We start from the raw sequence: 21,075 nt of genomic DNA, 5'->3' as shown, positions 1-21,075 counted from the left end.
TTGTACTGTACTACAAATGTAATGCACTTTCGAGCATCTAATCCATAAGAAAAACTAACTCGCGCGCGAAGAGGCAGTTAAAAGCGGGATTTCGCCACGAGATATCGCGGAATATGTGAGTGCCCTAGGGGGGTAGGCGTTTGAGATGCAACGTCAAAACGTCCCGCTGCAACGCGTCGATCTGTAGCTGCAACCGGGCGATGGATGCTTCCGGTGATCCGTCTTCGAGTGAGCCGGCCAGGCCCAGGGCCAACCATTCACGAACGAGCGCGGACAACGTGATCCGGCGTTCGCGGGCGAGTGCATGCAGCCGGCTGAGCTGGTCGGGTTCCAACTCAACGCCTAGGCACCTGCCGGAGCGATTACGTGAGCTCATCACCGTCCTCCATCACAAAGGGGAGTTGAGAGGGTGGGGTGGTGTCGTGAGCGCCAGAGATCAGAGTGCCAGCCGCTCCGGCTCCTGGCTTCGGAGCTTCAGCAGGAGAAGTCCGAACAGATCGTTTTTTGCTTTTTTTTCGCTCTGCCTCTAACACCCCCGGGTCACTGGTCTCGGCGGTCTCACCCAGTGATGCCAAGGGGTTTGGTGAGACCTTTTCTGTCCCGTCAAACGGGACACTGGTCCCGGTCGCGGGTGCAGGGAGGAAGGTGGGACCACTGAGACCATGTGACACCACGCAACGGGCCACCTCAGACCCGTTGGTATGACTGGGTGGGTCCACTGAGACCACCCTAATGTGACCCTTACACGAGGCATAAGTGTTTTCTGACCCGGAACTGACGGTCTGAATCTCTTCCTCGCTCGCAAGAGTCCTCAGCGCACGTTCCACCCGCCGGCAGTCCTTGTTTCTGCCTCTGTTCGTCCATTCGATGTCGAGGGCTTCGCAGACTTGCCTGCGCGTTAGCCACTGACCCTCCAAGGCATCGACGACAGCGAGTACCTCCTGTTGCAGGTCTGAAAGCTGTTCACGTTGCTTGACCTCCTGTTGCTGCTTCTTCCATTCGCCTTGATCACACACCCGTTTGAATCGACCAGGACCGTCGCGACTGATCACTAGGTCGAATCCTTCGCCAGATCGTGCTTCGCGTACTAGGCGCCGCTCAGGTGCTTGTTTGTCGGCTTGCCCTTTGCTGTCGACGTAATGCATCGTCAAGACGGTGTTGGCCGCGCCTGCGATTGCGTTGTGGCCGCTTAGTGCTTCAACTCCCACCAGGTCGACGGCCTTGTTGCAGTGGTGGATAAGCAGGAGCGTTCCTCCTGCATCTGTGACGGCTTGCTTTAGGTCGTAGAGCACTACGCCGCTTTCAGGGTCGTTCTCGCCGTGTTGCAGGCATCTGCTGATCGATCTCAGGCTGTCAATGATCACTAGCGCGCCGGGGTTTGAGCTGATCGCCATGAGCAGCTGATCGATGTCGCGTTCACACAGCCGGAAGTGCTTCGACCATGTGAGACGTGGGTGTTCCCAGAGGTTGAGCGACTCCAACATTTCGGCGGTGTCGCCGTCTGATTGATCGTCCGTGCAAAGGATCACTGATGCTGGCTTCGCTGGCTTTTGCATGTCGAAACAGCTTTGCCCCTCCAGAACTGCCGCTGCAAATGCCATCGCTAATCGCGTCTTGCCGACCTTGGGACGACCGCCAAGGATCGTCAGATCACCAGCAGGCAGCACGCCGGGCAGCAACCAGCGGATCACAGGCTTGGCCATGGCTTGGCGGTCTGCCACCGTCAGCATCCGAAAGTTTTGGCCCTGTTCCTCGACCTTTGCTTCAAGCACACGTTGGGAGATCTCAGCGCGGTTGAGATAGGACGCAAGCCCCAGATCCTTTGCTGCTTTTAGGAGCCGCGCACGGCGCCTCAGGCTGTTGCGTTCTCTCTTGGCTTGAATCTCCACGCAACGTTCAAAACACACCATTGCTTTGGAGTGCGATAGATGCTTTTGAGGGTTTCGTTTCGGCTTGCGTTTGGCGTTTGTTGCCGGCTTGCTGCTGGCCTCAACTGTTTGGGGCTGGCTCCTGCTCAGGCTAAAACCGTTCTCTTTTGCGACCGCCCAAAAACTCGCAGCGTTGCGGGTGGTGGTGCTGGCCAGTACCTGCCGCGCAGCCTGTGGTGTCGGCCAACAGCTCCCCAGCAGGCTTAAGGCTTCAGCGTCTGGGCTTGCTGCTCCTGCATCCCTCAGCGCAGCAGCACACCCGCAGAGTGCATTTCTGTCTCGTTCGTAGGTGCCTTGCCCTCCGGCCCTGCGTGGGATGTGTCTGGCTGCATCTCGGATTTCTTCGATCGGGCGGGGCGTGTGGGTGGTTGATGGCCGGTCAACCGCGGTGAACAGATCGCCTAGTGGGGCGACTTGAACGGGTGGCAGGCATGCCTCGATCTCAGCAGCTGTTATGAGCTGGCCTGATGCGGCATAAATCCTGCACCGGCCTGTGATCTTGCCGGTCTCTTTGCTGAAGTACGGGCAACCGGGGAGCCGCATGACCCGTGAGGGGTTCTTGCATGTTTTGTCGCCGTTGCAATGCGTGATCAGCCGCGTCTGAAGTTCCTTCCACCTTGTCGGGGCTAGTGGCTCTTCAAGCGTCCAATAGGCATGCAGCGACTTCCCGCCTGTTGCCACCATCACAGTGGGCTCAGGCAGACCCGATGCCTTCCAGCGGCTGGCTTGCTCTTTAAGTGATGCGCCGTCGTCCCACTCGACAAAGAATGCAACGCATGAATCGATGTCGGCGTCTTTGATTCCCCCGCCTTTGGCTGGGGGGCGGCTGGTCTCACCGATGACCATGTAGACGTTGAACCCGGCTTCGACCTTGTCTTGAATCCACCCCTCGCTAAACCCTGCGTCCCCTCCAGGGGTTCGGATCTTTAGTGGGTCGATAGCCCTTAGCCAGGTGTCGTCAAGGTCTTTGCTTAGTAGCCATGTGAACTGATCGACTTCATCGATTTTCAACCCAGAAAAATCGTCAGATCCTTCTGCTGTTTTGAACTCATTGCCACCAATTACAGGCTGCAGTCGGTCGCTGTTGCTGAGCGGTTCGAGCCGATGAAAATTTTCCGCGGTGGTCATGGCTACCTCCGCTTTGGGCCGCAGATTGGGCCACAGCAGCCCCGTAGGGCTATCTCGATGTCAGTCTCCGCAGAGGGTTTGGGTTGTTTGCACGACTGCTCAAGTGGCAGTCGCTCGCCTAAATTGGGCTCATCTTTGGCAAGTAGTGAGCGCCACGCAGATTGTGTGGGGCTCATTTTTATGCCTCCACCTGTTCGCGGATGACCTCAGCGGCTTTGCGGTGGATCATTCCCCGCCAGGCGAGCTTGGCGCGCACACTTTGCACCTCCCAGAGGTACGCGGAGTTGCTGCTGAATCCCACCTGGTAGTGAATACCTTCCTCAAGGACATCGTCGCGTAGGCGTTTCAGGGTTCGTTCAGATACACCGCAGGCGATCGCAGCCTGTGGCGTTCGAAGCCATTGCTCTTGCATCGTTTTGAAGTCATCGAGAACTTCTGTGCTCAGCTCTTCAAACCGTCGCCGATTTGATTCGCAGGCTCTTTATCCCGTAGGGAGAGGCAGAGAAATACCCGGAGACACCTATCCGCGTAGCGATCACCAGACACGGGACCTGGCGAAGACTCAAAAGAGCCGATAGTTCAATCCGATATGACTCTTCTAGGACATGTCATCTCAGACTGCAACATTTTTGCTCCGTCTCCTTGATGCTTTGTCCTAGTAAATGTCGGCAAGTTGAAGGGCTTCATTGTAGGTTTTACCTGCCTGAATGAGCTCCTTCTGATCTACCCAACTGGAGTAATACTTCAGATGAGTTTCGACACTGTGACCCATAAAGGCTGCCGCCTGACTGTAATGAAGAGGACGAGCGGAATATTTATGAGCCCGCCATGCCCAACCGTGACGCAATCCATACGGCTTCAATCCTGGAGTCCGCTTAACTAATTCCTGCCAGGGTTTATATCGCTGAAGGATTTGGGCGAACGCTGCGCCCACCTCCCGGTAGCTGTTCCGTTGGGGCACCAATTCAATCTGGTTTTGCACGGGTTTGGGCAAGCCGATTTGTCCAGAACGGAACAACTGAGCAATCCTGCGAGCTTCGCCGGGCTGACCCTTTAGATCGAGCCCCAGAGCGAGGCGCTCCCCCTTCTCCTGCGCGCTATTCAGGGTGCGGAGGTCCCGTTTCAGCTCGCCGCCAACATAAACGTCGCCACTTTCATCAATGTCGAGCAGGCAGATTTCGCCCTCGCGCAGGCCGTAGAAACCGAGCATCGCCGTCATTAACCACAGCTGCTCCTTGTGGTCTTCGAGCATCCTCTCCAAGAGCCAGCTGAAGTCCTCCGGCATGACCGGGATGGTCGGCTGTTTTTTCTTTCCGGTGGTGGGAGAGCTGCCCACCAGGTTCTGACGCTTGGCCGTAGACAACGGCATCCAACGCGCCGGGAAGCCCAGGTCGTCGCAACAGAACAACAGAAAGGCGCTCACATCCTGCAGCTGGCGTTTCCGACCCTGACCACCGGGAGGGCAATCCGCGAAATGCAGCGCGGCGTAGCGACGCATCAAACCTGGCCCGTCGGTGACCTTGGGCTTACTGTCCATGACCTCTTGAATACGCCGCAATCGGGTCCGGAGATCGCTGAGGGTGCTGCTGCGCCGGTTCGAGCGTGACTCTAAAAATCGATCGCAGGCAGTCTCCCAGTTCACCTTTTTGGTGGCCCTGGTGGTGCCGGTGCTGTGGACAGAGAGTTCCTCGCGGTTAGCTAGAGCGACCTCCCAGTCCATGCCGTTCTGCAGGTATTCCCGGAGCTGGGCCACCGCCTCCAGCATCTCCCCAACGTTTTTGCTGGCCCAGATGATTTCGAGCTTGGTGCTGCGCCTGCTGCGGTCTTCCAGGATCTGAACAAGCTGGGCCCGGCCACGACTCTCCCTGAGGCTCCAGCCTTTGCCGTTCACCGCTTTCAGGCTGTGGCGGAGAGCCTGTTCCCAGTCTGCGACTGCTTTTTTCTTTCGCTTCGCCACTGTGGCCCAAATGCTCGGGTGTGGCCCAAAGTGTGGCCCAAATGGCCATTACATGCCATGACACGCGTGAACAATGTGTGGCCCAGATCCCGATAGCTTCAGCTGTGATCTACGTTCTGGCCAGTAATTTCAGTTACTTAGGAGAATCGCCTGACTGTATGACTCACTGCCTTCTAAGCAGTCGGTCGCTGGTTCGAATCCAGCAGGGGGCGTTATGGCTTGAGGGGATTCAGCAAACGCTGAGTCCCTTTTTTATTGCGAAGCGCGGTGTGAAGCATTTCCCTCTGGCTGGTTTTGGGCGATGCGATCTTGACGCCTTCTTTGGTCACAATCTCGACGACCTTGTTCATGTCATCCCAGCCAGGTTTGCCGATCATGACCTAACGACAGAAATCGCGATTAGGCGTTGGCGCATGAACCGTACCGGCTTTCACTAAATGAGGTTTAGTTTTCCCTCTAAAACCGCATAGTTTTCATTTCAGTCGTGGCCATCGGTCTGGTCTGCCGTTAGGCGAAGGGTGATTGAATCACCAAGCACGTTCTAAGCAGTCCGCCAAGCGCTTCTCCCTGAGTCAGCCGTAGTTGGCTTGGCGAATCATCTCAAAATCGATCCCCACAACTTTCGTTAGAACGAAGTAAAGACCCCATGCTGCGACGTTGGCTCCGATGACCCAGGCAAAAGTCGTTCGTCTGGCCTTTCTGCTGTCTTCGTCCATGCGTCAATGTTTCTTGATCTTGAGGCTACGGAAGGAGGGGACTCCATGTTGAGTTTTCCCTGGGTTGGGCACATGCGGAAGCGCTGATTGACACCCACAAGGTTGATGGCCTGCGCAAGCCGATCCGGTCTTGGCCGCAAAGATAAATGGAAGTGACGTTTAGACGCTTCCATTCATAAAGCTATCTCTGCTTCAACAAATGCACTCAAAAAGTACGAGTTTGGCATCACATAGAGGATGCTTGGCTTCCGCCTTAATGTCCGATCAGGCTGCAGCTTGGCATGTTGATCAATCCATGAGCGGCCTTGCGTGTGTCGTCCATTGGCTGAAGCACGGTGCTTAGCGTTTCGGTATCACGGATTGCTTCAAGAATTAGGATGTTTCCAAAAAATACGATTTGTAAGTTCCAGGACTCGAAGCCAGGGAGAGTGAAGTTCATGGAAGCGAGATGGGTTCGATGGATGACCATCTCTCGAATCCATGGCTTCTGTGATGACAGGTATCCAGCTCTGCTGTGATGTTGCTCACGTTGCTTTTCATCCTTTCACCCATGTCAATGTCGATGCGAGTGTCTTCTGTTGTATGAAATGCCTCTTGCTGCTTGTTTCGCTGATGGGAACATCAGCCCTGGCTCAGAATTTTCAAACGATTGATCGCGTTGATGGTTGGTTGATTGAGCGCAAGGTGGATCGTGAACAAAATCATGTTTGCCGTGCATCGTTGCCTGGTGGTGGATCGTGGTTCTCTGCCCGGGTTCGTCTGGATCTCAATGACGCACTCGTGGTTCCAAAAGGATTGACCACACCCAATACGGCATCGGTTGATTCGGCGCGTAAGGCGCTGCATCTGTGCCGATCCAGTCTTCTCTACTTCTAAGCAGATCTGCGCTGAATGAACTGGGGGCTTCGTGGGGGCTGGGTGCTCTGAAAGCGCTGTATTGGTTCTCAGGATTTCCCAAAGATCTTCTCCAGAGCATGACGTTCGTTTTGGAGTGAATTGGCTCCCCTTGGTTTTGAATCGCCCATGGGTCTTGGCTGCCGTGGACGATTTAAAAAGACCTTGCTGAGCCACCAAACCTGAAGGCTAAGAAACAGGACAGCCACCAGCCCCAGTGCAATTGCGCCCTGCATTAGTAGTGCTTGCCCCGGTTCTCAATGGCATCCCGTTTAAAGCACTCCAACTCCTCAGGCGTATGAAGCGGAGGCTTCTGCGTTTTGCCTGTCAGTCGCTTAAGAAGCCGTAGGAGACGTTTCATTTCGTCAGTTTGGCTCGGGCCTTGCAGATGGGGTTTGTGCTGATCTCGACTTGCAGTGTTTCACCACTGCGGTTCCACAGAGCAGGGTCAAGGTTATGTCTCAAGACAGGCGCTTGAAACGTGGGCCGTTACCCCATGGACCAAGCCAGAGATAGCGCTCTGTCACCTGTTTGAGAGTGCCCCATTTCTGGCGAACAGTGGTGCCGCGGATCGTCAGCACGTCGTCTTGAAAATCCAGCTCCAACAGCGTTCCCATCAGAAGCTTCGGCATCGGTTCCGCATCAATGACCCTGGTCACCAGTCCAACCCACCAGCCAGATAGCTCCAAAATCATCTTGAATGCCAGGCTCCAACTGGACCTTGGCGTACTGGCTGGGGCTCTCCTCATGAATTTGGCAAGCCACTGTCTTGCTGTAGCGGCGTACAACATCCTGTGCACTTAGCCCTGGCTCGTTGGCCATCACCACTCGCATTGGAGAGATGGCAGAAAGCACAGCTGCCAAGATCGCAGTCTTGGTTCCCATCAACGAGCAGCAACAGCTTTCTCTATGTAGCAATCATTCTCAGGGCTGTTCCAGGACAGAGTTGGCGCGTGCAGCTTGCCTCTAGGGCGCGTACAAAGCCAACGTCTTATTGGTTTCCTTCTTTATTCCGTCTAGCCCTGGTTTTATTGCAAAGGTTGCTTGTTTAAAGATGTGCTTATCAGCTAACAATCATAGCTGGAAGGAAAATGTCCCTGAGGTTCTCCACTCGTCGATCGAAATTGAGCTGATGGGGCATTTAGTCACAGGAACCAATGGCACGTTTGGAGCCGCTGTTTAGGAACAGGAAATGCCGAAGGACTATTAAAAAGTGGTAAAAACTTTGTTGACATTAAGTTGCCACGCTATGGTAGTTAAAATGGATGTAATTATGGATCTCCGTACGGCAGGAGTAGTTATCCAGATCCTTAAATTGATGGCTGTGTCGGACGGGAATATGGCACCTGAGGAGCAGGAGCTCTTGGAATCTCTTAGTAAGCGTTATCTCAAAGAAGCCGCCATTCCGTCTTGGGCTGCAGCCTTCAGCCATCCCAATGATTTGGAGGTCTTGGCGGAGGAGATCCCTGAAGAATGTAGAGCTCTCACGGCAAAATTGTCCTACATGGTGATTGCCTCCTCTCGGGATGCTTACCAATTCACTGTTAACTCCGATGAGCAAAAGGCTTTTGCCCGTCTTTGTGACGCTCTTGCCCTTGATCAAGACACCCAGAACGAGCTGATTGTGGAGGCGAAAAATGAGCTCGCTAAACGTCCGGGCCTATGGGAAGTCCTGTCTTCGAGTTTTTCTTCTCCATTCAGAATGGGCGATTCCCCAGGCCCATAAAGATCGCGATGGATTGTGTCCAGGCCTTCTTTCATTCAGCGGCTGCCCTGCCTTAGCCCTTCCCCCAGATTGACTCTCGGTGTCACCAGGGTTTTCATGACGCCAGGTGTGCGGAGACTCTCCTCCTGTTGAAGCCGTGCTGCATCTGCTGGGGAGGTAGCCGCGACGACTCTCAAATGGCGATCGACGGACAAGAGGACAATCGGCTAGGTGGTCCAGTCTGCCAGGCGAAATCCAGAAAGCGAGGCTTTCTCAGGTGCAAATGCCTCGCTGTGGAGGGGCGTGAAGCCTGCAGGGCGGCGACGGAGGCTGAACCATTTTTATTTCGCTATAGATAAATAGAAGTATTGCGCTGGCGCCTAAAAATGTTCACTGTTAAGCGTTTTTCATGAAATTGAGTAAACAGGTCGCTCATAATGACCAGATTGATAGTTTTCTAAATATTGGAGCTTCAGATTCCCTTTAGATTCTTTGGAGCGTTGCTGGTGGGTTCCTCCCTCCTTTCTATGGCAAGTTCGAAAAAAGAGTTGGCACTGCTTGGAAGCACGTTCCTTTTTGGTTATGGGGCCTTAGAGCTTGCGCTGCGTTTCGGTGGTTACTAAGACCACCCTCCAGCCCCAATGTCTTCACGCGTTGACTGGGATCTCTTTTGTCGAGACCCCCTGATTCGTTCAATAGCGTCTGTAAGAACTAGCTAAAAGGCGAAGCCGACTAGCTCGCGACTGACTGTGTGGCGGCTGCATTCTTCTTGCTGAAAGATGTTGCCGACTAGAATCAAAGGAAAAGAATCCGTGAATAAAGCTGCCGCGCTCCCCCTTCTTTTTCTTTTTGCTCAGCCGCTGAGCGCGCATGCGACAGAGTTATACGGTCAGGAATTTTTTCAAAGTCCTCCCAGAAATATTTCGATCCACAATTCATATTCCAACGCCTATCAGAGGTCCTATCCCGTTATCTCATTGGAGCTACCCGCAGATGCTGGGGCGAATCTCAAAAGAATTGCCTTGTCGCAAATTAATGGCACTGAGAAGTGGAAATGGCGAGGTAAGGATCTCTCTGTTTATTCTGGCTTTTATGATATGCGTAAGCGTGGAGAAAAGGGTCTTGCAAGTCTCCAGTCCCATGATGAGAGTGGAATCACTGAGATCATCTTCAGCCCTTCCATTAAGCCTGGTCAGATTGTTAGTGTTGTGATCCCAAGTATTAATCCCAGGCAGGGAGTTTACGAGTGGTCGGCAAGTTTTTATCCCGAATCTCCTTCCCTACCGCCCTCGCAAACGCTTGGCCCGGTCCTGCGTTTGGACATTTATAGAGCAAACATTCGCTTCTAATCGTAATGGCAGTTGATTCCTTTGATGGAGTGCTGTTTCTTTTGCAAAATCTGCTAGCGGTTGGATTGGTATGGGGCTGGCTGGGAATTTCAGGGAGTCTGCCCTTGTTTCTAAAAGGATTCAATATGGTTTAGGCGTGGCCTAACCAAGAGCTTTTATGACTTCTAGTCGAATCACACAGCTCCTTTTGGCGGCTCTGGTTATTACGCAAGTGCCCAATTGCATCAGTTTCATTCAGGCTCTCAATCGCTATGAGTCGCCTGAGGCTGCGCTTAGGGCTTGCAATCAATGGGCGGAGAGTGCCGGTCAATACACCGTGAAGAGAACAGGGATTTGGACCAGTTACGCGCAGTCTCCAGTGCGCTTGTGCCGTAAGGAGGGCGATCACTACGTTGGATCTGAGATTCCTCTGGATGGAGCCAAGAAGATTGGCCAACGCCCTGATGACCCCAAAGGTTTTCTGTTTGACAGTGTCCCTAAAGCCGAGGATTCAGGGAAGCGTTGGGGTTTTAGGCGCAACAAGTGGTCAATCACCATTCCTCTTTGAAGTAACGATCCCGTTGCACACCAGAAACCCAAGGTCTGGCAGGGCTTGGGAAGGGCTTGACCAGCCGATGCAGATGCCCTAGAACGCGAGCAGTGGTTCAGGTGTACTAGTGAGTGTTGATCACCCTCTCCAGGGCAAGAGTCCGTTTGCGAGCCAGGATATTCCCGCATTTTTGAGCGTTAGTTCTGGTGACTTTGTCATCGTGCAGGCGGAGAGGCGGGTGGCTCGAAAGGTCGATGAGAATTGGTGGATGGGACAGGTGGTGTTCTGTGAGGGGGGAGCTAGGGATCCGATGGTGAACACAATGTTTCAAGTTTCAGATGTCGATGATGGCGTGATTCATTGGGTGAACGGTGATGAGGTCACGCACATTGTCCGATCACTGGATGGTCTGCAGCTGATGGCATAAATCACGAGTTTTTGATGGTAAGGGCCTTGCGGATCCCTTTCTTAAGCAAGAGGCTTCACTCTAGTTTGAGATTTTATTGGCAATAGTCGATGACCAATTGAGTGGTGCTATCCGTTGTGGAGATGAGTAAACGAGGCGGTCATTAAAGGTGTGAATAGTTTTCTCTCTAGGCCTTCTTTCTTGGAATTTTATTGCTTTTCCTCAAGGTTGAGCTGAATCCCCTTCTTTGCATGCTGTCAGGGTCAGTCCTTGAGGCCCCAGGTTTCTTGCAGGTCCACCAGCTGTTGATTGGCAACGCTGAAATAGTCGATGGCGAGTAAGTCCTGCTTGCATTCCCGTCCGCGCCGCAGGGCGTGGGCGACTCGCTCCGGCGTGCCCGCGCTAGAGATTTGGTGCGGATGGCTGCCGGCGACGACACTGTCAAAGAGTCCTCCCTCGTACATCGCCATCACGCCTAAAAACCAGAGCGTTGAGCCCGGGACGCTGCTGCTGGCAGCTCCAAATGCGGCGTTCTCTACCTCTCCGATGACATCCACGTTGTATCCACCCAGGACGTGAAGCCAATCGTGATGCGCAAGGGCGGCATTGGCACCGCCGAGCTCCCCAGGGGTGGTGAAGCCATGGCTCTGATAGTGCTGCCAAACAGCAGCTCCTAAAGTGCCTGCGGGTAGCTGGGCAAGGGAGCGCCATTGAGCGGCCAGCTCGGGATCTTCCTTCACCGTGAAGGTCCATGCTTGCGACCCATGCTTCTCGAGGAGTCCTTCAAATTCGGCTTTTTGCAGGTCCTCTTCTCCCATCCAGAACAGCCGATAAAAATCACTCTGGGCTTGAGCCCTGGCTTGGGTGGCCACATCTCGGGCCAAGACAAGGGATCGATCGTGGACGTTGAGTTGCTCTGCCCAGTGTTCCAACGACCGCTCCAGTTCGGCTGGGATGGGATTGACCATCATTTCTGTCAGGACGATCAGCTCGATCAGCTCTTGCCGCTGTAAGGGGTCTGGAAAAATCACTCCGGCTTCTGCCACGCTCAGGCCGCGGATTTGTTCGAAGTTGATCTCCACGTCCAGAAGCTCACGGAAGATCAAAGACAGGAAGTGGGGCTGGAACGCTGAACACCAACCACTGGGGAGTCGCATGGCACCGACAACAGCGGCTGCAAGTTCTTCGGCTTGTGCGATGGAGGTATGAGGGAGAAACATGCTGCCGAAATTCCCTGTTGGTTCGCTACTTTGACTGGAGAGGGAAGAGCACTCGGGAATGGAACAGGGAAAACAAGCTGAGATCTGATTCCGGTGCATGAAGCCCCTTGGCTCGCATGCGTGCGCTTCCTAGATATCGAGCCCTTGAATCCATGAATGCTGGATCGCTAGGTGTGTTTGGATCACCAGCTGAAGCTCTAATTTGCTCGAAAGCATGGCCAGAACATCAGAGATTGACGGATGTCTTGAAGGGCTTTGGGATTGAAGCCTGTTTGGCTGATTGCGCAGGATGGGGCTGTTTCTGATTCGCCTCAATACGGCTTGATTAATGCAATGATTCCAGATTGAACACGGTCAACGCAGCTTTGCCATCCGGTCGACGCTAGAGCCGATGATCTCAACAACGAACGCTTCCATGCCGTCGTGATCGATGCCAGGATTGAGTCGAAAGAGGAACGCATTCACCCAGGCCGTTTCTTTGTTGTTGATTTCATGGCCCCGGTCAACAAATCCTGGCTTTTGCCGAAAGAGATGCAGTAGCACCTCCAGCACATCTTGGGATGAGAGATTTTCGGGATCGATAAAAGGTAAGTTCTCCCTAACTTCCATCAATGAAATCGAGGCCGAATAGTCGAAGTCTTTTGATATCACTTCAGATGGAGAGGCGTCGATTCTTGAAGATCGTAGCGATCGCTCCCTCTCAGCCAACACTGGAGCTCGATGGCTGGATCGCCAACCAGCACTACTTTGTGTTGAGGACCTTCCAACCTAAGTAGCCGGTTCCTCCAAGGACAATGATGGGAAGGATGGCTTTGATGAATCCCAAAGCCACCCAAACCACCAAGAGCCCTGCGCCGATCCTGAGACCGGTGTTCTTCACCATCGCTTGGCTTTCGTCAGTCATCGTTTCCCATTTTGGTAATGACATGTCTGCATCTGCTGTGTCTTCCCTTTATGCCCCAATCTTTGCTTGGTGTCATGTTTTTTGCGCGAATCGGCGTGAAAGTCACTGATGTTCAGCGCTGGCGCTAGGCAAGATCAGGTCGGGTCAATGCATTAAATGAAATACAAATCAATTATGTTGTAGGCCTTGTGAATCAAGACGTTTAAAGATAGGGATTGATGTTAAAAGTGGTAAGTCAATGGAAACCAGTGGATGGTGACCGGGAAATGGAAAAGGATGATCTCATGTGATTTGCTTCGCTACATCGATAGCGTGGTTGGGAGAACCTGTCGTAGCGATACTAACTAGTAAAGAAAGATTGATTGAAGGATTGGAGTAGCATTTGCTGCTGGTTACCCAGCCGCTCGATTAAAGCCAAAATGAGAACTTGTCTGTGCTTCTATCTCTTGACGCATTCGCGAAATAGCTTCTCTTGCGAAAGCCTTTTCATTTTCTTGGGCTGTGATGATGGCTTTGGTGATTTCACGTAGTTTGCCGATGTCGTCGCAAGCGTCAATGTCTCTGAAAGCCGCTTCGAGCTGAAACTTTTGTTCAATCGACAAGCGATGATTGGTCATTGGCTCGATAAGTCTTTGAAAAATCTATTGGGTTTTGTTCCTTAACGGTTGTTCGGTTAGAGGTACGGTTTGAAGGTTTCACTCCTAACTGTTTCAACGGTGCTTCGGCCTGTTCACCATCAAAGTGGATTTCGACGTTGAGAGGGTGGCTTAGGGTCGTTAGCAGCGACATCAACATCCGCACCTTGCGAAGAGACTCGGACTGATATGAATTTTGAGCTCAACGGGACAACGATCCATCTCGATCGTCCTAGTGATCGAGCTGTTGTTCAACGCGTTGCAATTCATATGCAGCGTCGCATTCTTGAAGATGATTGGAGGCCCTATGCCTCGAAGCCTGAGGCCTTGCGTGCTTGGGCCAAACTCGGAGGAATTCGCTTGAAAGTGCTTCAAGCCTTGGATTTGGTCGAGTAGGTGATTGGCCATGGGCATGATTCATGGCTTCCTAGTGGATATCTCATCCTTTGCTCAGTTAACACCATCAAAGAGCGAGATGATAAAAAAAACGGAGAGAAGCCATGATTTGTCCTCGTTATGGATCGTCTACCTGTGGTCCCAAATGTTGCTTAGCAACAGCAGAAGTCTTTTCTATGTACACGCAGAGTGAACCTGGCTTTATGAGCTTTTGTCCAGTTGCTTCCCGCTTGAGTGAGTGGATCGTGGATGACAAGTCTTGGAGGCCTGCAGCCATCAAAACCTGATGATGGCTGAAATCTTCACTTCAGGTACGCCATTTCCAACCTCGTCGGTTTTGGTTCTGATGGCAATGCGCATCCGGGAGGGGCGGCCTCTCCGTTTCTGGTTGCTTTTTCGTTTCCGTTTCACGACAAATCTTGATGTCAGAGCTTGGCTTGAGCCATACCAAGGGCATCGAGGATTTCTGATGAGCCCAAACTTGATTCAAGCTGCTGGTATCGGCAGTTTTCTAGCGGCTATTTCTGCCGTGTTTATAACGGCCGTGTTTGTCGTTGGCTGAGGGCAGAGGCCTGCTCGCTCCCCCTGCCTGTGCAGCCTTACGGCATCGGCCTGTGGCTGCTCACGCTTGCGTTGCGCTGTCATCGTTGAAATGCATTGAGATTGTGCTTTCTAGGGTTAGTCAGCTCGATCCTTGCTTTACAGTCAACATGATGACGACTGACCTCCATGACTTGGGAATACACGCAATTGCGTTTTGTTCCGAAAGGAAAGTCGTGGACTGGAGAAATTGAAGAGCTTTGGCTTGATGAAAAGCAGCTGATTTCGCGAAGGAACCCACAGCATGATGTCACTTTGGTGGGACTGATGAATGAGCTTGGACAGCAGGGGTGGGAATTGATTACCTATGCGCAGCCATTCACGGGTTACCACGGCGGTTGTTATACATTTAAGCGTCAAACATGATTGTTAGTCGCATCTGATTCGGGTCAATCATCCATGATCTGATTGAGCTTGTGTTTGCGCTTGAGTGTGGCAGTACGTCGCCTAAAATGCGTTGAATTTGCTTTGAATATCGGGCTGAATCGTTGATTTCAGTCGCTTTTTAGCCCCCGATAGGTAAGTATTGGACTATTTTTTGTTGTTTGTTCGCTTGCTGGCTGGCAATCTGCTCGCGTTTGTTAATGGGATAATGGCCCTTCGGGTCGATGCCCCATGACGTCATGGCACAACATTGCCCGGTGGTCATTGCTTGTGGTTGTAGGCGCTCTCCCAGGGCCTGCTCTCGCCTTGGAGTCGGTGAGGTATCGCTGCGGACCGCTTGGTGAGGTGAGTGTTGATCGTTCCACGGAACATCCAACAGAGGCGGTCGTTGTTTATGGGAATCAACGTTGGCCAGGCACCCTGAGTGGTGGATCGATGACATTTTTTAGCCCCACCCGTCAAACGCCTGAGAGCCCTTGGATGAACTTTGGCCGCAACGGCGTTTGGCTCTACACCAATTACGTTGGAACTGCCGGTTGGAGTCAGTTTTGGGCAGAGGATGCCTCAACTACCGGCGCAATCATTCAGACTTCCTTGAATCGAGTTGTGTGATGCTGAGTTTGTAAACGGTGTACCGCGTGGTTGCGCAATCAGTGTCCAACAGAAAAGCTTTCGCTTGATGTCAATGCGCTGGTCTTGTTGACCAACCGTTTCTAATTTCAGGACAGTGAGCGTCTGGATTGGCGTTTGATGCCTTCTCCCAAGCCGAGACGCATCGTGCCGAGTCGTTCGTTAGAGCGATTTGTCGGCAGATGGTTGGTTGCTATTCCCGTGGCTTTAGCTCCGGCCTGGCTTTCTGCAGAATTGTTCCGCCTTCCAGCTGGAAGGGTGTGTGCAGCCATGAATCGGTCGTTGCAAGAGCAAGTTTCAGGCCCTGAGGCAACGCGCTTGCAACAGAACTGTCGTGAGGCCATTGATGAGAGTGTCAATTTTTGGCTTCTCTGGTTGATTTGGGCCCTTTTGATTCGGGCGAGCTATCGCTACTGGCCCTTATTGGTGGCGATGGTGGTTGAAGGTGAAAAACATGACTTCTAGCTCACTTCTTTAGGCTTTTCATCTTTTGATTCGTAGATGTGATGGATGAGGCTTTTTAAACGTCTTCAAATATGTTGTCTCGATGCAAGCTTGGGTTCAGAGTTGACCCTTTGAGAACACTTTTGGCCAGTTCGCTTCTCTGAGGCATCGCTTTTTTTTACTTAAATGGCCATCGCAACCCCTCTATGGCAGTTTTATTCGCTATTGGGTATGTGAGCTCTCGAGCATTCAGGCCTTCCTCGCCTATGAATCGATTACCTTTGGAATTGATCTGATGCCCAAAGGCTCTTCCCCTACATCCTCTGCCTATGGGATGTCCTGGAATGTCGCTCCACTCTAGAAGCATGACGAACAGCACCCCCACGATCCTGATCTGGGTCAACCAATACAAGAAATACCAGCAGCTGATCGAGCTGGGGCTCAGTGATGAAGCCTCTGGCGTGAAAAGAGAAATTGATGAGGCGCTCCCCCTCATTGACTTGACCTGGAAAGACTTAGAACAAGCTGCATCCGATGAGCCCATTCCCTAATTTTGCACCCTGCTTGAGCAGCGAGCTTTAGGGCTTCACTGCTTCACTGCTTTCCATGAAGTTCTCTGAACTCTTCGAGTTTATCGAGATCTTTTTGTTCATCCACGCTGTAGTCAGTAAGGATCAGAGCTTTCCCAATCGTCCCAAGGGCATATTCAATACGGTCGAGATTTTTTCGTCCCTCATCATCAGAACGAGCGGCTCGAATCACCGTAGGCTTCAGTTGATCAGCAAGTTTTTCCATCTCATTGGCGATGAAGAGCGCTTGATCAAGTGGTGTTGTCATGGAGAGCCTGAAAGCCTGCGTGAGTAAGTTTTTTGATTATAAATTAGACTTGCTTGGGCTTTGATGTGAATTCTTTGTTAATTCTTCGGTGAAAATAATATTGACTCAATGTCTTGAGGCTCATTGTTGAATCGCCCACGGGCTTGTGCGTCGTAGATCCTGGACCTGCCGACTGTTTTTAGGTCTTTGGGCCCGCAACTCTGCTTTTGAGCGCCAAAAGCACCCGAGATGCTGTGAGTTTGTTTGTTCAGACTGCCACGATCGCTCGCCGTGAGTAAGTTGAGCAAAGACCTGTTCGGAACAGCAGCACAGCACTATGGCGTCATATTCATTTGATGTGGTTTCTGATTTTGACCGCCAGGAGCTGGTCAATACTCTGGATCAAGTCCGCCGGGATGTTGGAAATCGCTATGACCTTAAGGACTCGGGTACTGAGATTGATCTAGCCGAAACGGAAGTGGTTATCACAACAGCCAGTGATATGACATTGCAGGCTGTGGAGGATATCTTGAGAACTAAAGCGACGAAACGCGATCTTTCTTTAAAGATTTTTGACTTCCAAACCCCTGAAGCAGTGGGTGGGAATCGCGTCAAGCAGGTCATTCAATTGCGAAAGGGGCTGAGTCAAGAGTTGGCGAAAAAGCTGAGCAAAATGGTTCGCGATGAATTGAAGAAGGTCACGGTTGCCATTCAAGGGGAAAGTCTTCGTATTACTGGTAAGAGCAAGGACGACCTTCAAGCAGCCATCCAACTCGTGAAAAGCAAGGAGGAAGAATTAGATGTTCCGCTTCAATTTGAGAATTACCGCTAAATGGAAAGTTCCTAGTCTTGATCTTTCCGTTGAAGGTCTTATGGCTAGTGATTGATGCTGGCAGGTCTTAAGGGGCTGTTCGTCACTCAGTAGCGTTAGAAGAGTTGGGTTCCAAGTTGCAATGAAAAGCTGTTGTCAACTTTTGGTGACGTGAGAGAGTTATAGATAAGTTGTCCATTTAGGGATGTGAATAGTTTTTTGTCCCCCAAGGGGTAGATTTTGATGGTTCCTGAGAAATTGTTGCTCGGAGAAAACCCATCGACGTAGGCATTCGTGAATTGATTGCTGAGAGAGAGGTTGAAGTAGTTGTTAGGAAGCCAGTCGAAACTGATTCGAGCACTGCTTGCTGGGTAAGTTTTTCCGCAGTATTTGTCAGCTGTGCAGAATCTTCCTCCCCAAAGGCTCTGGGCCGAAGGTCCTGCCGATACATTGAGAGTTGTGGTGTCAGTTTTGATCAGGTCATACCCGAGTCCAATTGAATTAATGAGATTATTCTGGCCGACCTGATTCAGCATGTCGTACTCATAGGTATTGGATGCATAAGTACTCAGTTTCCCTGAAAAAGTATATGAATAACGCAAGTCCATCTGTCCTTGGTTGGTGTCTGTTGAGCCCTCCTTTTGATTGGCGCTTCTTGTAATTCCGTACTCTGTATTGGCTTTGAAGGAGAGAAGATTCCTTTCGTCCTTATATTGTGTGATCAGTTGAAATGTGCTGTCGAGGTCGTAATCACGATCTGTATTTGTGCCTGTCATTCCAGCTGAAAGACTTCCTGTCCAGTGCTTTTTTTTCGGTTTGGCTTTTAAAGCTGTCGATTTAATTTCAAGCTTGCCTAAACTTGGGTGGTCAATCACAGTCACGGTATCAGTGCTCTCACTCTTGACTAATGTCCCTTGAATTTTGTCGCCATTGCTAAGGGTTAGCGTGATTGTTTCTGCAAAGACATTGCGTGTGCTGCTATCAAGCAGCAGCAGCGCGGTTGCATTGAAGGCTATGGGGAGCCACGCTGCTCGTTTTAATATGGGGAGAAGACTTGTTGTTTGTATTTTCATGCGATCTTAAATAGAGAAGTTGATTTGGGCTCCTGTTGCCCATATCGTTGGCAGAGATCCTATCCCAGAAGGGTTGATAATCAACTGCATGAGTGGCTGTATTTGCAGGCGATCAGAGATTTGAATCTTGTAGTTGAGTTCAATCACTCCTTCATAGCTTTGGTTAGGAGTAATGCTTTGGCTGAATCCGTTTTTGTTCACGCCTAGGGGCACATCCAAGGGCCTGCCAGGGAAGATCCCTTGGCTGAGCAGTCCCCCGGCTACATAGCTGATTAAGGGGTTGTTGTTTGGGTTCAAACTGAGACTACTGGAGATCCAGATTCGGTTGTCGTTTCCAATGGGTAGGGATAATGGCCATGTGATCGTTCCGTAAATGCCATGATTGCTGCCATCGCCTAAGTTTGTGCTTTGCGTTACATCTAGGTCGGTTGTTGCTGAATAACCGCCTAGTTGAATGAGTGGATCTGGCAGGTTTTGTTCTGATTCTTTCGCGTTTTTCTGTTGGGAATCGATCCATGGATTCATCGACCATTGGAAGATTTGAAGATCACCTTTGAGCTTTGGCGTTAACGGCTTGACACCTAGTGAGGCAGCAATTTGATGTGTCTTGTTAAGTTGTAGTACGCGTAATCGAAGCTCCCGAGTTGTTCGTGTGCCATCCTAGTTGTGCTCCTAGGGCGACAAGTGGAGTGATTGGAAGGCCAATGATCGATACGTTGTAAGGTGTGTTTAAGGTGTGATTTGTGTAGTAATCAAGAGATGGTATCTCCATTACATTGTTTTCGATCGAAATCATTCCAGCATTCATGCTCCAGTCGATTTTGTTTTCGCCCTCTAGTCGTTCCAAGGATGCCTGTGTAATCCAGGTGCCAGTGGGAACCACCAGGCTTTGAAGGGGATAGTCCGTCCCTAGCTGTTCATTGAGTTTTGGATTGCCTGTGAACTGATTCAGTTCCAGCTGGATTTGCCAATGATCGAAGCCTGTCCAGCTGCTTCGATGTTTGTCCAGGCCAGTGCCGAGGGTGAGTCCTGCCGCAACTTGTTGCATCCAACTGCTGGCTGAAGGCTCCAGTCCTCCTGCAATTCCCACCACCGGTTGGGCCGTTAAATCCAGAGTTAAATCAACCCAAGCAGGTGGTTGAGATGTTTCCGTTTCGTTTGCGTGTGCTTCAGTCATCAAAAGACCAAAGCTCAGCATCGCATTCGCGATACCTAGAGCCGTGATCTTCACTTGATTCAGGCGATTGCAGCGAAGCTTTCTCGGAATGCCTTGATGGTCGCGTCGATGTCTACATCGGAGTGAGCAAGCGACGTGAACCCCGCTTCAAACGCCGACGGTGCAAGGTAAGCACCGCGTTCCAGCATCGCTCGGTGCAGCTGTCCAAACCGAACGGAATCGGTTGTTTTCGCTTCTTCGAAATTGCGAACTGGACCTTCACAGAGGAAGAAACCAAACATGGCGCCAACGCTGCCCCCGGTGATCGGAAGCCCTGCCTCACGGCCCGCGTCGAGGATTCCTTGAATCAAGCGTTCCGTTGTGGCAGTCAGTTTCTCGTAACTTCCTGGCTGCTTGAGCAACTCGAGTGTTTTGATTCCAGCCGTCATCGCTAATGGATTGCCGCTCAGCGTCCCTGCTTGATACATAGGACCAGCTGGAGCCACCATCTCCATGATGTCTTTGCGGCCGCCATAGGCTCCTACGGGCAAACCTCCTCCAATCACTTTCCCCATCGTCGTGAGATCAGGAGTCACTCCAAAATGAGCTTGGGCCCCGCCGTAGCTGATACGGAAACCAGTCATCACTTCATCGAAGACCAGAAGTGCGCCGTTTTCTTTGGTGAGTTCTCGCAACCCCTCCAAAAATCCTGGCTCAGGTTGGATGAACCCAGCATTGCCAACAATTGGCTCAAGAATCACGCCAGCAATGGCGTCGGGGTTCTCAGCGAAGAGCTGTTTGACCGATTCCAAATCGTTGTAGGGAGCGGTTAGCGTGTTGGCAGTGGTGCTCCGTGGTACTCCGGGGGAATCGGGTAGGCCGAGCGTTGCCACACCAGAACCAGCTTTGACGAGGAACATGTCCGCATGGCCGTGGTAGCAGCCCTCGAACTTGATGATCTTGTCGCGCCCAGTGAACGCGCGAATCAAGCGCAGCATCGACATGCAGGCCTCGGTGCCGCTGTTCACAAAGCGCACCATTTCCACGCTGGGGACGGCTTCAATCACCATCTCGGCCAGGGTGTTTTCTAAGGCGCAGGGAGCACCAAAACTTGTGCCTTTCTCAATGGCCTCTTGAAGTGCACTGATGACCTCTGGATGGGCATGACCGCAGATGGCTGGCCCCCAGCTGCCGATGTAATCCACATATTTATTGCCATCGACATCCCAGGCGTAAGGGCCTTTGACCCGATCGAACACGATGGGCTGCCCGCCGACCGACTTGAAGGCGCGCACCGGAGAGCTCACGCCACCAGGCATCAGAGCCTTGGCAGCACTAAAAATGGCCTGGGAGTGGCTGGTGTTCAGATTGGAAGCAGTCACGGGGACGGGAGC

The 21,075-nt window shown here is 51.9% G+C and carries 32 protein-coding genes; 13 read left to right on the top strand and 19 right to left on the bottom strand.

The window, feature by feature from the left end; translation table 11 throughout:
* Positions 1-124: 124 nt before the first annotated feature.
* From SynROS8604_RS11150 to SynROS8604_RS11135, 4 genes are all read right to left on the bottom strand, one after another.
* Entirely contained in the window at positions 125-376 is a 252-nt protein-coding gene (locus tag SynROS8604_RS11150) for a hypothetical protein (protein WP_186544041.1), read from the bottom strand.
* The gene (locus tag SynROS8604_RS11145; protein ID WP_186544040.1) at positions 363-3,056 is read right to left on the bottom strand and encodes an AAA family ATPase; all 2,694 of its coding nucleotides are present in this window, start codon (positions 3,054-3,056) and stop codon (positions 363-365) included. Before SynROS8604_RS11145 ends, SynROS8604_RS11150 begins: the two co-directional genes overlap by 14 nt.
* 178 nt (positions 3,057-3,234) lie before the next feature.
* Positions 3,235-3,468 (bottom strand): hypothetical protein, encoded by a 234-nt coding sequence (locus SynROS8604_RS11140; protein ID WP_186544039.1) that lies wholly within the window; start codon positions 3,466-3,468, stop codon positions 3,235-3,237.
* Between the two features lie 243 nt (positions 3,469-3,711).
* Complete coding sequence (locus tag SynROS8604_RS11135; protein ID WP_186544038.1) at positions 3,712-5,013, bottom strand: site-specific integrase; 1,302 nt, start codon at positions 5,011-5,013, stop codon at positions 3,712-3,714.
* Between the two features lie 158 nt (positions 5,014-5,171).
* Here SynROS8604_RS11135 and SynROS8604_RS11130 point away from each other — a divergent pair, with 158 nt between their 5' ends.
* Positions 5,172-5,450: a hypothetical protein gene (locus SynROS8604_RS11130; protein WP_186544037.1), complete on the top strand. Its 279-nt coding sequence runs from the start codon at positions 5,172-5,174 to the stop codon at positions 5,448-5,450.
* A gap of 135 nt (positions 5,451-5,585) precedes the next feature.
* Here the strand turns inward: SynROS8604_RS11130 and SynROS8604_RS11125 are convergent, their stop codons facing one another.
* Both SynROS8604_RS11125 and SynROS8604_RS11120 read right to left on the bottom strand, forming a co-directional pair.
* Positions 5,586-5,729, bottom strand: coding sequence for a hypothetical protein (locus SynROS8604_RS11125; protein ID WP_186544036.1), 144 nt, complete (start codon positions 5,727-5,729; stop codon positions 5,586-5,588).
* Between the two features lie 253 nt (positions 5,730-5,982).
* On the bottom strand, positions 5,983-6,168 hold the full coding sequence (locus tag SynROS8604_RS11120; protein ID WP_186544035.1) for a hypothetical protein: 186 nt from the start codon (positions 6,166-6,168) through the stop codon (positions 5,983-5,985).
* 41 nt (positions 6,169-6,209) lie between these two features.
* Between SynROS8604_RS11120 and SynROS8604_RS11115 the strand changes: the two genes are divergently transcribed.
* Positions 6,210-6,605 (top strand): hypothetical protein, encoded by a 396-nt coding sequence (locus tag SynROS8604_RS11115; RefSeq protein ID WP_255445022.1) that lies wholly within the window; start codon positions 6,210-6,212, stop codon positions 6,603-6,605.
* A 253-nt stretch (positions 6,606-6,858) separates the two neighbouring features.
* On the opposite strand, the gene SynROS8604_RS15995 is transcribed toward SynROS8604_RS11115, so the two are convergent.
* From SynROS8604_RS15995 to SynROS8604_RS15985, 3 genes are all read right to left on the bottom strand, one after another.
* The gene (locus SynROS8604_RS15995; protein ID WP_255445021.1) at positions 6,859-6,984 is read right to left on the bottom strand and encodes a hypothetical protein; all 126 of its coding nucleotides are present in this window, start codon (positions 6,982-6,984) and stop codon (positions 6,859-6,861) included.
* Positions 6,985-7,084: 100 nt separating this feature from the next.
* Positions 7,085-7,282 (bottom strand): hypothetical protein, encoded by a 198-nt coding sequence (locus SynROS8604_RS15990; protein ID WP_255445020.1) that lies wholly within the window; start codon positions 7,280-7,282, stop codon positions 7,085-7,087.
* The gene (locus SynROS8604_RS15985; RefSeq protein ID WP_255445019.1) at positions 7,266-7,508 is read right to left on the bottom strand and encodes a hypothetical protein; all 243 of its coding nucleotides are present in this window, start codon (positions 7,506-7,508) and stop codon (positions 7,266-7,268) included. The genes SynROS8604_RS15990 and SynROS8604_RS15985 overlap by 17 nt, the downstream gene beginning before the upstream one ends.
* A gap of 433 nt (positions 7,509-7,941) precedes the next feature.
* Between SynROS8604_RS15985 and SynROS8604_RS11105 the strand changes: the two genes are divergently transcribed.
* Complete coding sequence (locus tag SynROS8604_RS11105; RefSeq protein WP_255445018.1) at positions 7,942-8,349, top strand: hypothetical protein; 408 nt, start codon at positions 7,942-7,944, stop codon at positions 8,347-8,349.
* 35 nt (positions 8,350-8,384) lie between these two features.
* On the opposite strand, the gene SynROS8604_RS11100 is transcribed toward SynROS8604_RS11105, so the two are convergent.
* Positions 8,385-8,543, bottom strand: coding sequence for a hypothetical protein (locus SynROS8604_RS11100; RefSeq protein ID WP_186544033.1), 159 nt, complete (start codon positions 8,541-8,543; stop codon positions 8,385-8,387).
* A gap of 597 nt (positions 8,544-9,140) precedes the next feature.
* Between SynROS8604_RS11100 and SynROS8604_RS11095 the strand changes: the two genes are divergently transcribed.
* The 3 genes from SynROS8604_RS11095 (at position 9,141) to SynROS8604_RS11085 (ending at position 10,633) form a co-directional block, all read left to right on the top strand.
* Positions 9,141-9,677, top strand: a complete 537-nt coding sequence (locus tag SynROS8604_RS11095; protein ID WP_255445017.1) for a DUF2808 domain-containing protein — start codon at positions 9,141-9,143, stop codon at positions 9,675-9,677.
* Between the two features lie 157 nt (positions 9,678-9,834).
* Positions 9,835-10,224: a hypothetical protein gene (locus tag SynROS8604_RS11090; protein WP_186544031.1), complete on the top strand. Its 390-nt coding sequence runs from the start codon at positions 9,835-9,837 to the stop codon at positions 10,222-10,224.
* A gap of 172 nt (positions 10,225-10,396) precedes the next feature.
* Entirely contained in the window at positions 10,397-10,633 is a 237-nt protein-coding gene (locus tag SynROS8604_RS11085) for a DUF3104 domain-containing protein (protein ID WP_370586509.1), read from the top strand.
* A gap of 242 nt (positions 10,634-10,875) precedes the next feature.
* Here SynROS8604_RS11085 and SynROS8604_RS11080 read toward each other — a convergent pair whose 3' ends face one another.
* From SynROS8604_RS11080 to SynROS8604_RS11065, 4 genes are all read right to left on the bottom strand, one after another.
* The gene (locus tag SynROS8604_RS11080) at positions 10,876-11,832 is read right to left on the bottom strand and encodes a hypothetical protein (RefSeq protein ID WP_186544029.1); all 957 of its coding nucleotides are present in this window, start codon (positions 11,830-11,832) and stop codon (positions 10,876-10,878) included.
* A gap of 354 nt (positions 11,833-12,186) precedes the next feature.
* A complete protein-coding gene (locus SynROS8604_RS11075; protein ID WP_370586508.1) occupies positions 12,187-12,540 on the bottom strand; it encodes a hypothetical protein in 354 nt (117 codons plus the stop codon).
* Positions 12,541-12,574: 34 nt separating this feature from the next.
* Positions 12,575-12,736 carry a hypothetical protein gene (locus tag SynROS8604_RS11070; RefSeq protein WP_255445016.1) on the bottom strand — a complete coding sequence of 54 codons (162 nt, stop codon included), beginning with the start codon at positions 12,734-12,736 and terminating at the stop codon, positions 12,575-12,577.
* A gap of 392 nt (positions 12,737-13,128) precedes the next feature.
* Positions 13,129-13,353 carry a hypothetical protein gene (locus SynROS8604_RS11065; RefSeq protein WP_186544027.1) on the bottom strand — a complete coding sequence of 75 codons (225 nt, stop codon included), beginning with the start codon at positions 13,351-13,353 and terminating at the stop codon, positions 13,129-13,131.
* A gap of 207 nt (positions 13,354-13,560) precedes the next feature.
* Here SynROS8604_RS11065 and SynROS8604_RS11060 point away from each other — a divergent pair, with 207 nt between their 5' ends.
* From SynROS8604_RS11060 to SynROS8604_RS11035, 6 genes are all read left to right on the top strand, one after another.
* Positions 13,561-13,767 (top strand): hypothetical protein, encoded by a 207-nt coding sequence (locus tag SynROS8604_RS11060; protein WP_186544026.1) that lies wholly within the window; start codon positions 13,561-13,563, stop codon positions 13,765-13,767.
* A gap of 259 nt (positions 13,768-14,026) precedes the next feature.
* Positions 14,027-14,329: a hypothetical protein gene (locus SynROS8604_RS11055; RefSeq protein WP_186544025.1), complete on the top strand. Its 303-nt coding sequence runs from the start codon at positions 14,027-14,029 to the stop codon at positions 14,327-14,329.
* A 167-nt stretch (positions 14,330-14,496) separates the two neighbouring features.
* Positions 14,497-14,733, top strand: coding sequence for a hypothetical protein (locus SynROS8604_RS11050; protein ID WP_006853444.1), 237 nt, complete (start codon positions 14,497-14,499; stop codon positions 14,731-14,733).
* Positions 14,734-14,982: 249 nt separating this feature from the next.
* Positions 14,983-15,363: a hypothetical protein gene (locus SynROS8604_RS11045; RefSeq protein WP_186544024.1), complete on the top strand. Its 381-nt coding sequence runs from the start codon at positions 14,983-14,985 to the stop codon at positions 15,361-15,363.
* A 138-nt stretch (positions 15,364-15,501) separates the two neighbouring features.
* Positions 15,502-15,846 (top strand): hypothetical protein, encoded by a 345-nt coding sequence (locus SynROS8604_RS11040; RefSeq protein ID WP_186544023.1) that lies wholly within the window; start codon positions 15,502-15,504, stop codon positions 15,844-15,846.
* A gap of 344 nt (positions 15,847-16,190) precedes the next feature.
* A complete protein-coding gene (locus SynROS8604_RS11035) occupies positions 16,191-16,376 on the top strand; it encodes a hypothetical protein (protein WP_255445015.1) in 186 nt (61 codons plus the stop codon).
* 43 nt (positions 16,377-16,419) lie between these two features.
* Here SynROS8604_RS11035 and SynROS8604_RS11030 read toward each other — a convergent pair whose 3' ends face one another.
* Positions 16,420-16,662 carry a hypothetical protein gene (locus SynROS8604_RS11030; protein WP_186544021.1) on the bottom strand — a complete coding sequence of 81 codons (243 nt, stop codon included), beginning with the start codon at positions 16,660-16,662 and terminating at the stop codon, positions 16,420-16,422.
* Between the two features lie 316 nt (positions 16,663-16,978).
* Here SynROS8604_RS11030 and SynROS8604_RS11025 point away from each other — a divergent pair, with 316 nt between their 5' ends.
* On the top strand, positions 16,979-17,473 hold the full coding sequence (locus SynROS8604_RS11025) for a YajQ family cyclic di-GMP-binding protein (RefSeq protein WP_186544020.1): 495 nt from the start codon (positions 16,979-16,981) through the stop codon (positions 17,471-17,473).
* A 95-nt stretch (positions 17,474-17,568) separates the two neighbouring features.
* Here the strand turns inward: SynROS8604_RS11025 and SynROS8604_RS11020 are convergent, their stop codons facing one another.
* The 4 genes from SynROS8604_RS11020 to hemL form a co-directional block, all read right to left on the bottom strand.
* Positions 17,569-18,525 (bottom strand): DUF481 domain-containing protein, encoded by a 957-nt coding sequence (locus SynROS8604_RS11020; RefSeq protein WP_186544019.1) that lies wholly within the window; start codon positions 18,523-18,525, stop codon positions 17,569-17,571.
* Between the two features lie 6 nt (positions 18,526-18,531).
* Entirely contained in the window at positions 18,532-19,050 is a 519-nt protein-coding gene (locus SynROS8604_RS15980) for a carbohydrate porin (RefSeq protein WP_255445014.1), read from the bottom strand.
* 85 nt (positions 19,051-19,135) lie between these two features.
* Complete coding sequence (locus SynROS8604_RS15975) at positions 19,136-19,702, bottom strand: hypothetical protein (protein ID WP_255445013.1); 567 nt, start codon at positions 19,700-19,702, stop codon at positions 19,136-19,138.
* 59 nt (positions 19,703-19,761) lie between these two features.
* Positions 19,762-21,063 carry a glutamate-1-semialdehyde 2,1-aminomutase gene (gene hemL / locus SynROS8604_RS11010; RefSeq protein ID WP_186544018.1) on the bottom strand — a complete coding sequence of 434 codons (1,302 nt, stop codon included), beginning with the start codon at positions 21,061-21,063 and terminating at the stop codon, positions 19,762-19,764.
* Positions 21,064-21,075: the final 12 nt, after the last annotated feature.

The organism is Synechococcus sp. ROS8604 (assembly GCF_014279655.1).
Lineage (GTDB): Bacteria > Cyanobacteriota > Cyanobacteriia > PCC-6307 > Cyanobiaceae > Synechococcus_C.
The sequence above is the reverse complement of the archived record's forward strand: the minus strand, read 5'-3'. Positions and strand labels throughout refer to the sequence as shown.

Excerpts from the sequence above, each read along its gene's own strand:
- SynROS8604_RS11090 (WP_186544031.1), top strand. The coding sequence starts at position 9,835 with ATGACTTCTAGTCGAATCACACAGCTCCTTTTGGCGGCTCTGGTTATT.
- SynROS8604_RS11130 (WP_186544037.1), top strand. The coding sequence starts at position 5,172 with ATGACTCACTGCCTTCTAAGCAGTCGGTCGCTGGTTCGAATCCAGCAG.
- SynROS8604_RS11060 (WP_186544026.1), top strand. The coding sequence starts at position 13,561 with ATGAATTTTGAGCTCAACGGGACAACGATCCATCTCGATCGTCCTAGT.
- SynROS8604_RS11040 (WP_186544023.1), top strand. The coding sequence starts at position 15,502 with ATGCCTTCTCCCAAGCCGAGACGCATCGTGCCGAGTCGTTCGTTAGAG.
- SynROS8604_RS11150 (WP_186544041.1), bottom strand. The coding sequence starts at position 376 with ATGAGCTCACGTAATCGCTCCGGCAGGTGCCTAGGCGTTGAGTTGGAA.
- SynROS8604_RS11045 (WP_186544024.1), top strand. The coding sequence starts at position 14,983 with ATGACGTCATGGCACAACATTGCCCGGTGGTCATTGCTTGTGGTTGTA.
- SynROS8604_RS11140 (WP_186544039.1), bottom strand. The coding sequence starts at position 3,468 with ATGCAAGAGCAATGGCTTCGAACGCCACAGGCTGCGATCGCCTGCGGT.
- SynROS8604_RS15975 (WP_255445013.1), bottom strand. The coding sequence starts at position 19,702 with ATGACTGAAGCACACGCAAACGAAACGGAAACATCTCAACCACCTGCT.
- SynROS8604_RS11125 (WP_186544036.1), bottom strand. The coding sequence starts at position 5,729 with ATGGACGAAGACAGCAGAAAGGCCAGACGAACGACTTTTGCCTGGGTC.
- SynROS8604_RS11145 (WP_186544040.1), bottom strand. The coding sequence starts at position 3,056 with ATGACCACCGCGGAAAATTTTCATCGGCTCGAACCGCTCAGCAACAGC.
- SynROS8604_RS11080 (WP_186544029.1), bottom strand. The coding sequence starts at position 11,832 with ATGTTTCTCCCTCATACCTCCATCGCACAAGCCGAAGAACTTGCAGCC.
- SynROS8604_RS15995 (WP_255445021.1), bottom strand. The coding sequence starts at position 6,984 with ATGAAACGTCTCCTACGGCTTCTTAAGCGACTGACAGGCAAAACGCAG.
- SynROS8604_RS11030 (WP_186544021.1), bottom strand. The coding sequence starts at position 16,662 with ATGACAACACCACTTGATCAAGCGCTCTTCATCGCCAATGAGATGGAA.
- SynROS8604_RS15980 (WP_255445014.1), bottom strand. The coding sequence starts at position 19,050 with ATGAATCCATGGATCGATTCCCAACAGAAAAACGCGAAAGAATCAGAA.
- SynROS8604_RS11070 (WP_255445016.1), bottom strand. The coding sequence starts at position 12,736 with ATGACTGACGAAAGCCAAGCGATGGTGAAGAACACCGGTCTCAGGATC.
- SynROS8604_RS11050 (WP_006853444.1), top strand. The coding sequence starts at position 14,497 with ATGACTTGGGAATACACGCAATTGCGTTTTGTTCCGAAAGGAAAGTCG.
- SynROS8604_RS15985 (WP_255445019.1), bottom strand. The coding sequence starts at position 7,508 with ATGGGAACCAAGACTGCGATCTTGGCAGCTGTGCTTTCTGCCATCTCT.
- SynROS8604_RS11025 (WP_186544020.1), top strand. The coding sequence starts at position 16,979 with ATGGCGTCATATTCATTTGATGTGGTTTCTGATTTTGACCGCCAGGAG.
- SynROS8604_RS11105 (WP_255445018.1), top strand. The coding sequence starts at position 7,942 with ATGGCTGTGTCGGACGGGAATATGGCACCTGAGGAGCAGGAGCTCTTG.
- SynROS8604_RS11020 (WP_186544019.1), bottom strand. The coding sequence starts at position 18,525 with ATGAAAATACAAACAACAAGTCTTCTCCCCATATTAAAACGAGCAGCG.
- SynROS8604_RS11120 (WP_186544035.1), bottom strand. The coding sequence starts at position 6,168 with ATGAACTTCACTCTCCCTGGCTTCGAGTCCTGGAACTTACAAATCGTA.
- SynROS8604_RS11065 (WP_186544027.1), bottom strand. The coding sequence starts at position 13,353 with ATGACCAATCATCGCTTGTCGATTGAACAAAAGTTTCAGCTCGAAGCG.
- SynROS8604_RS11035 (WP_255445015.1), top strand. The coding sequence starts at position 16,191 with ATGACGAACAGCACCCCCACGATCCTGATCTGGGTCAACCAATACAAG.
- SynROS8604_RS11115 (WP_255445022.1), top strand. The coding sequence starts at position 6,210 with ATGGCTTCTGTGATGACAGGTATCCAGCTCTGCTGTGATGTTGCTCAC.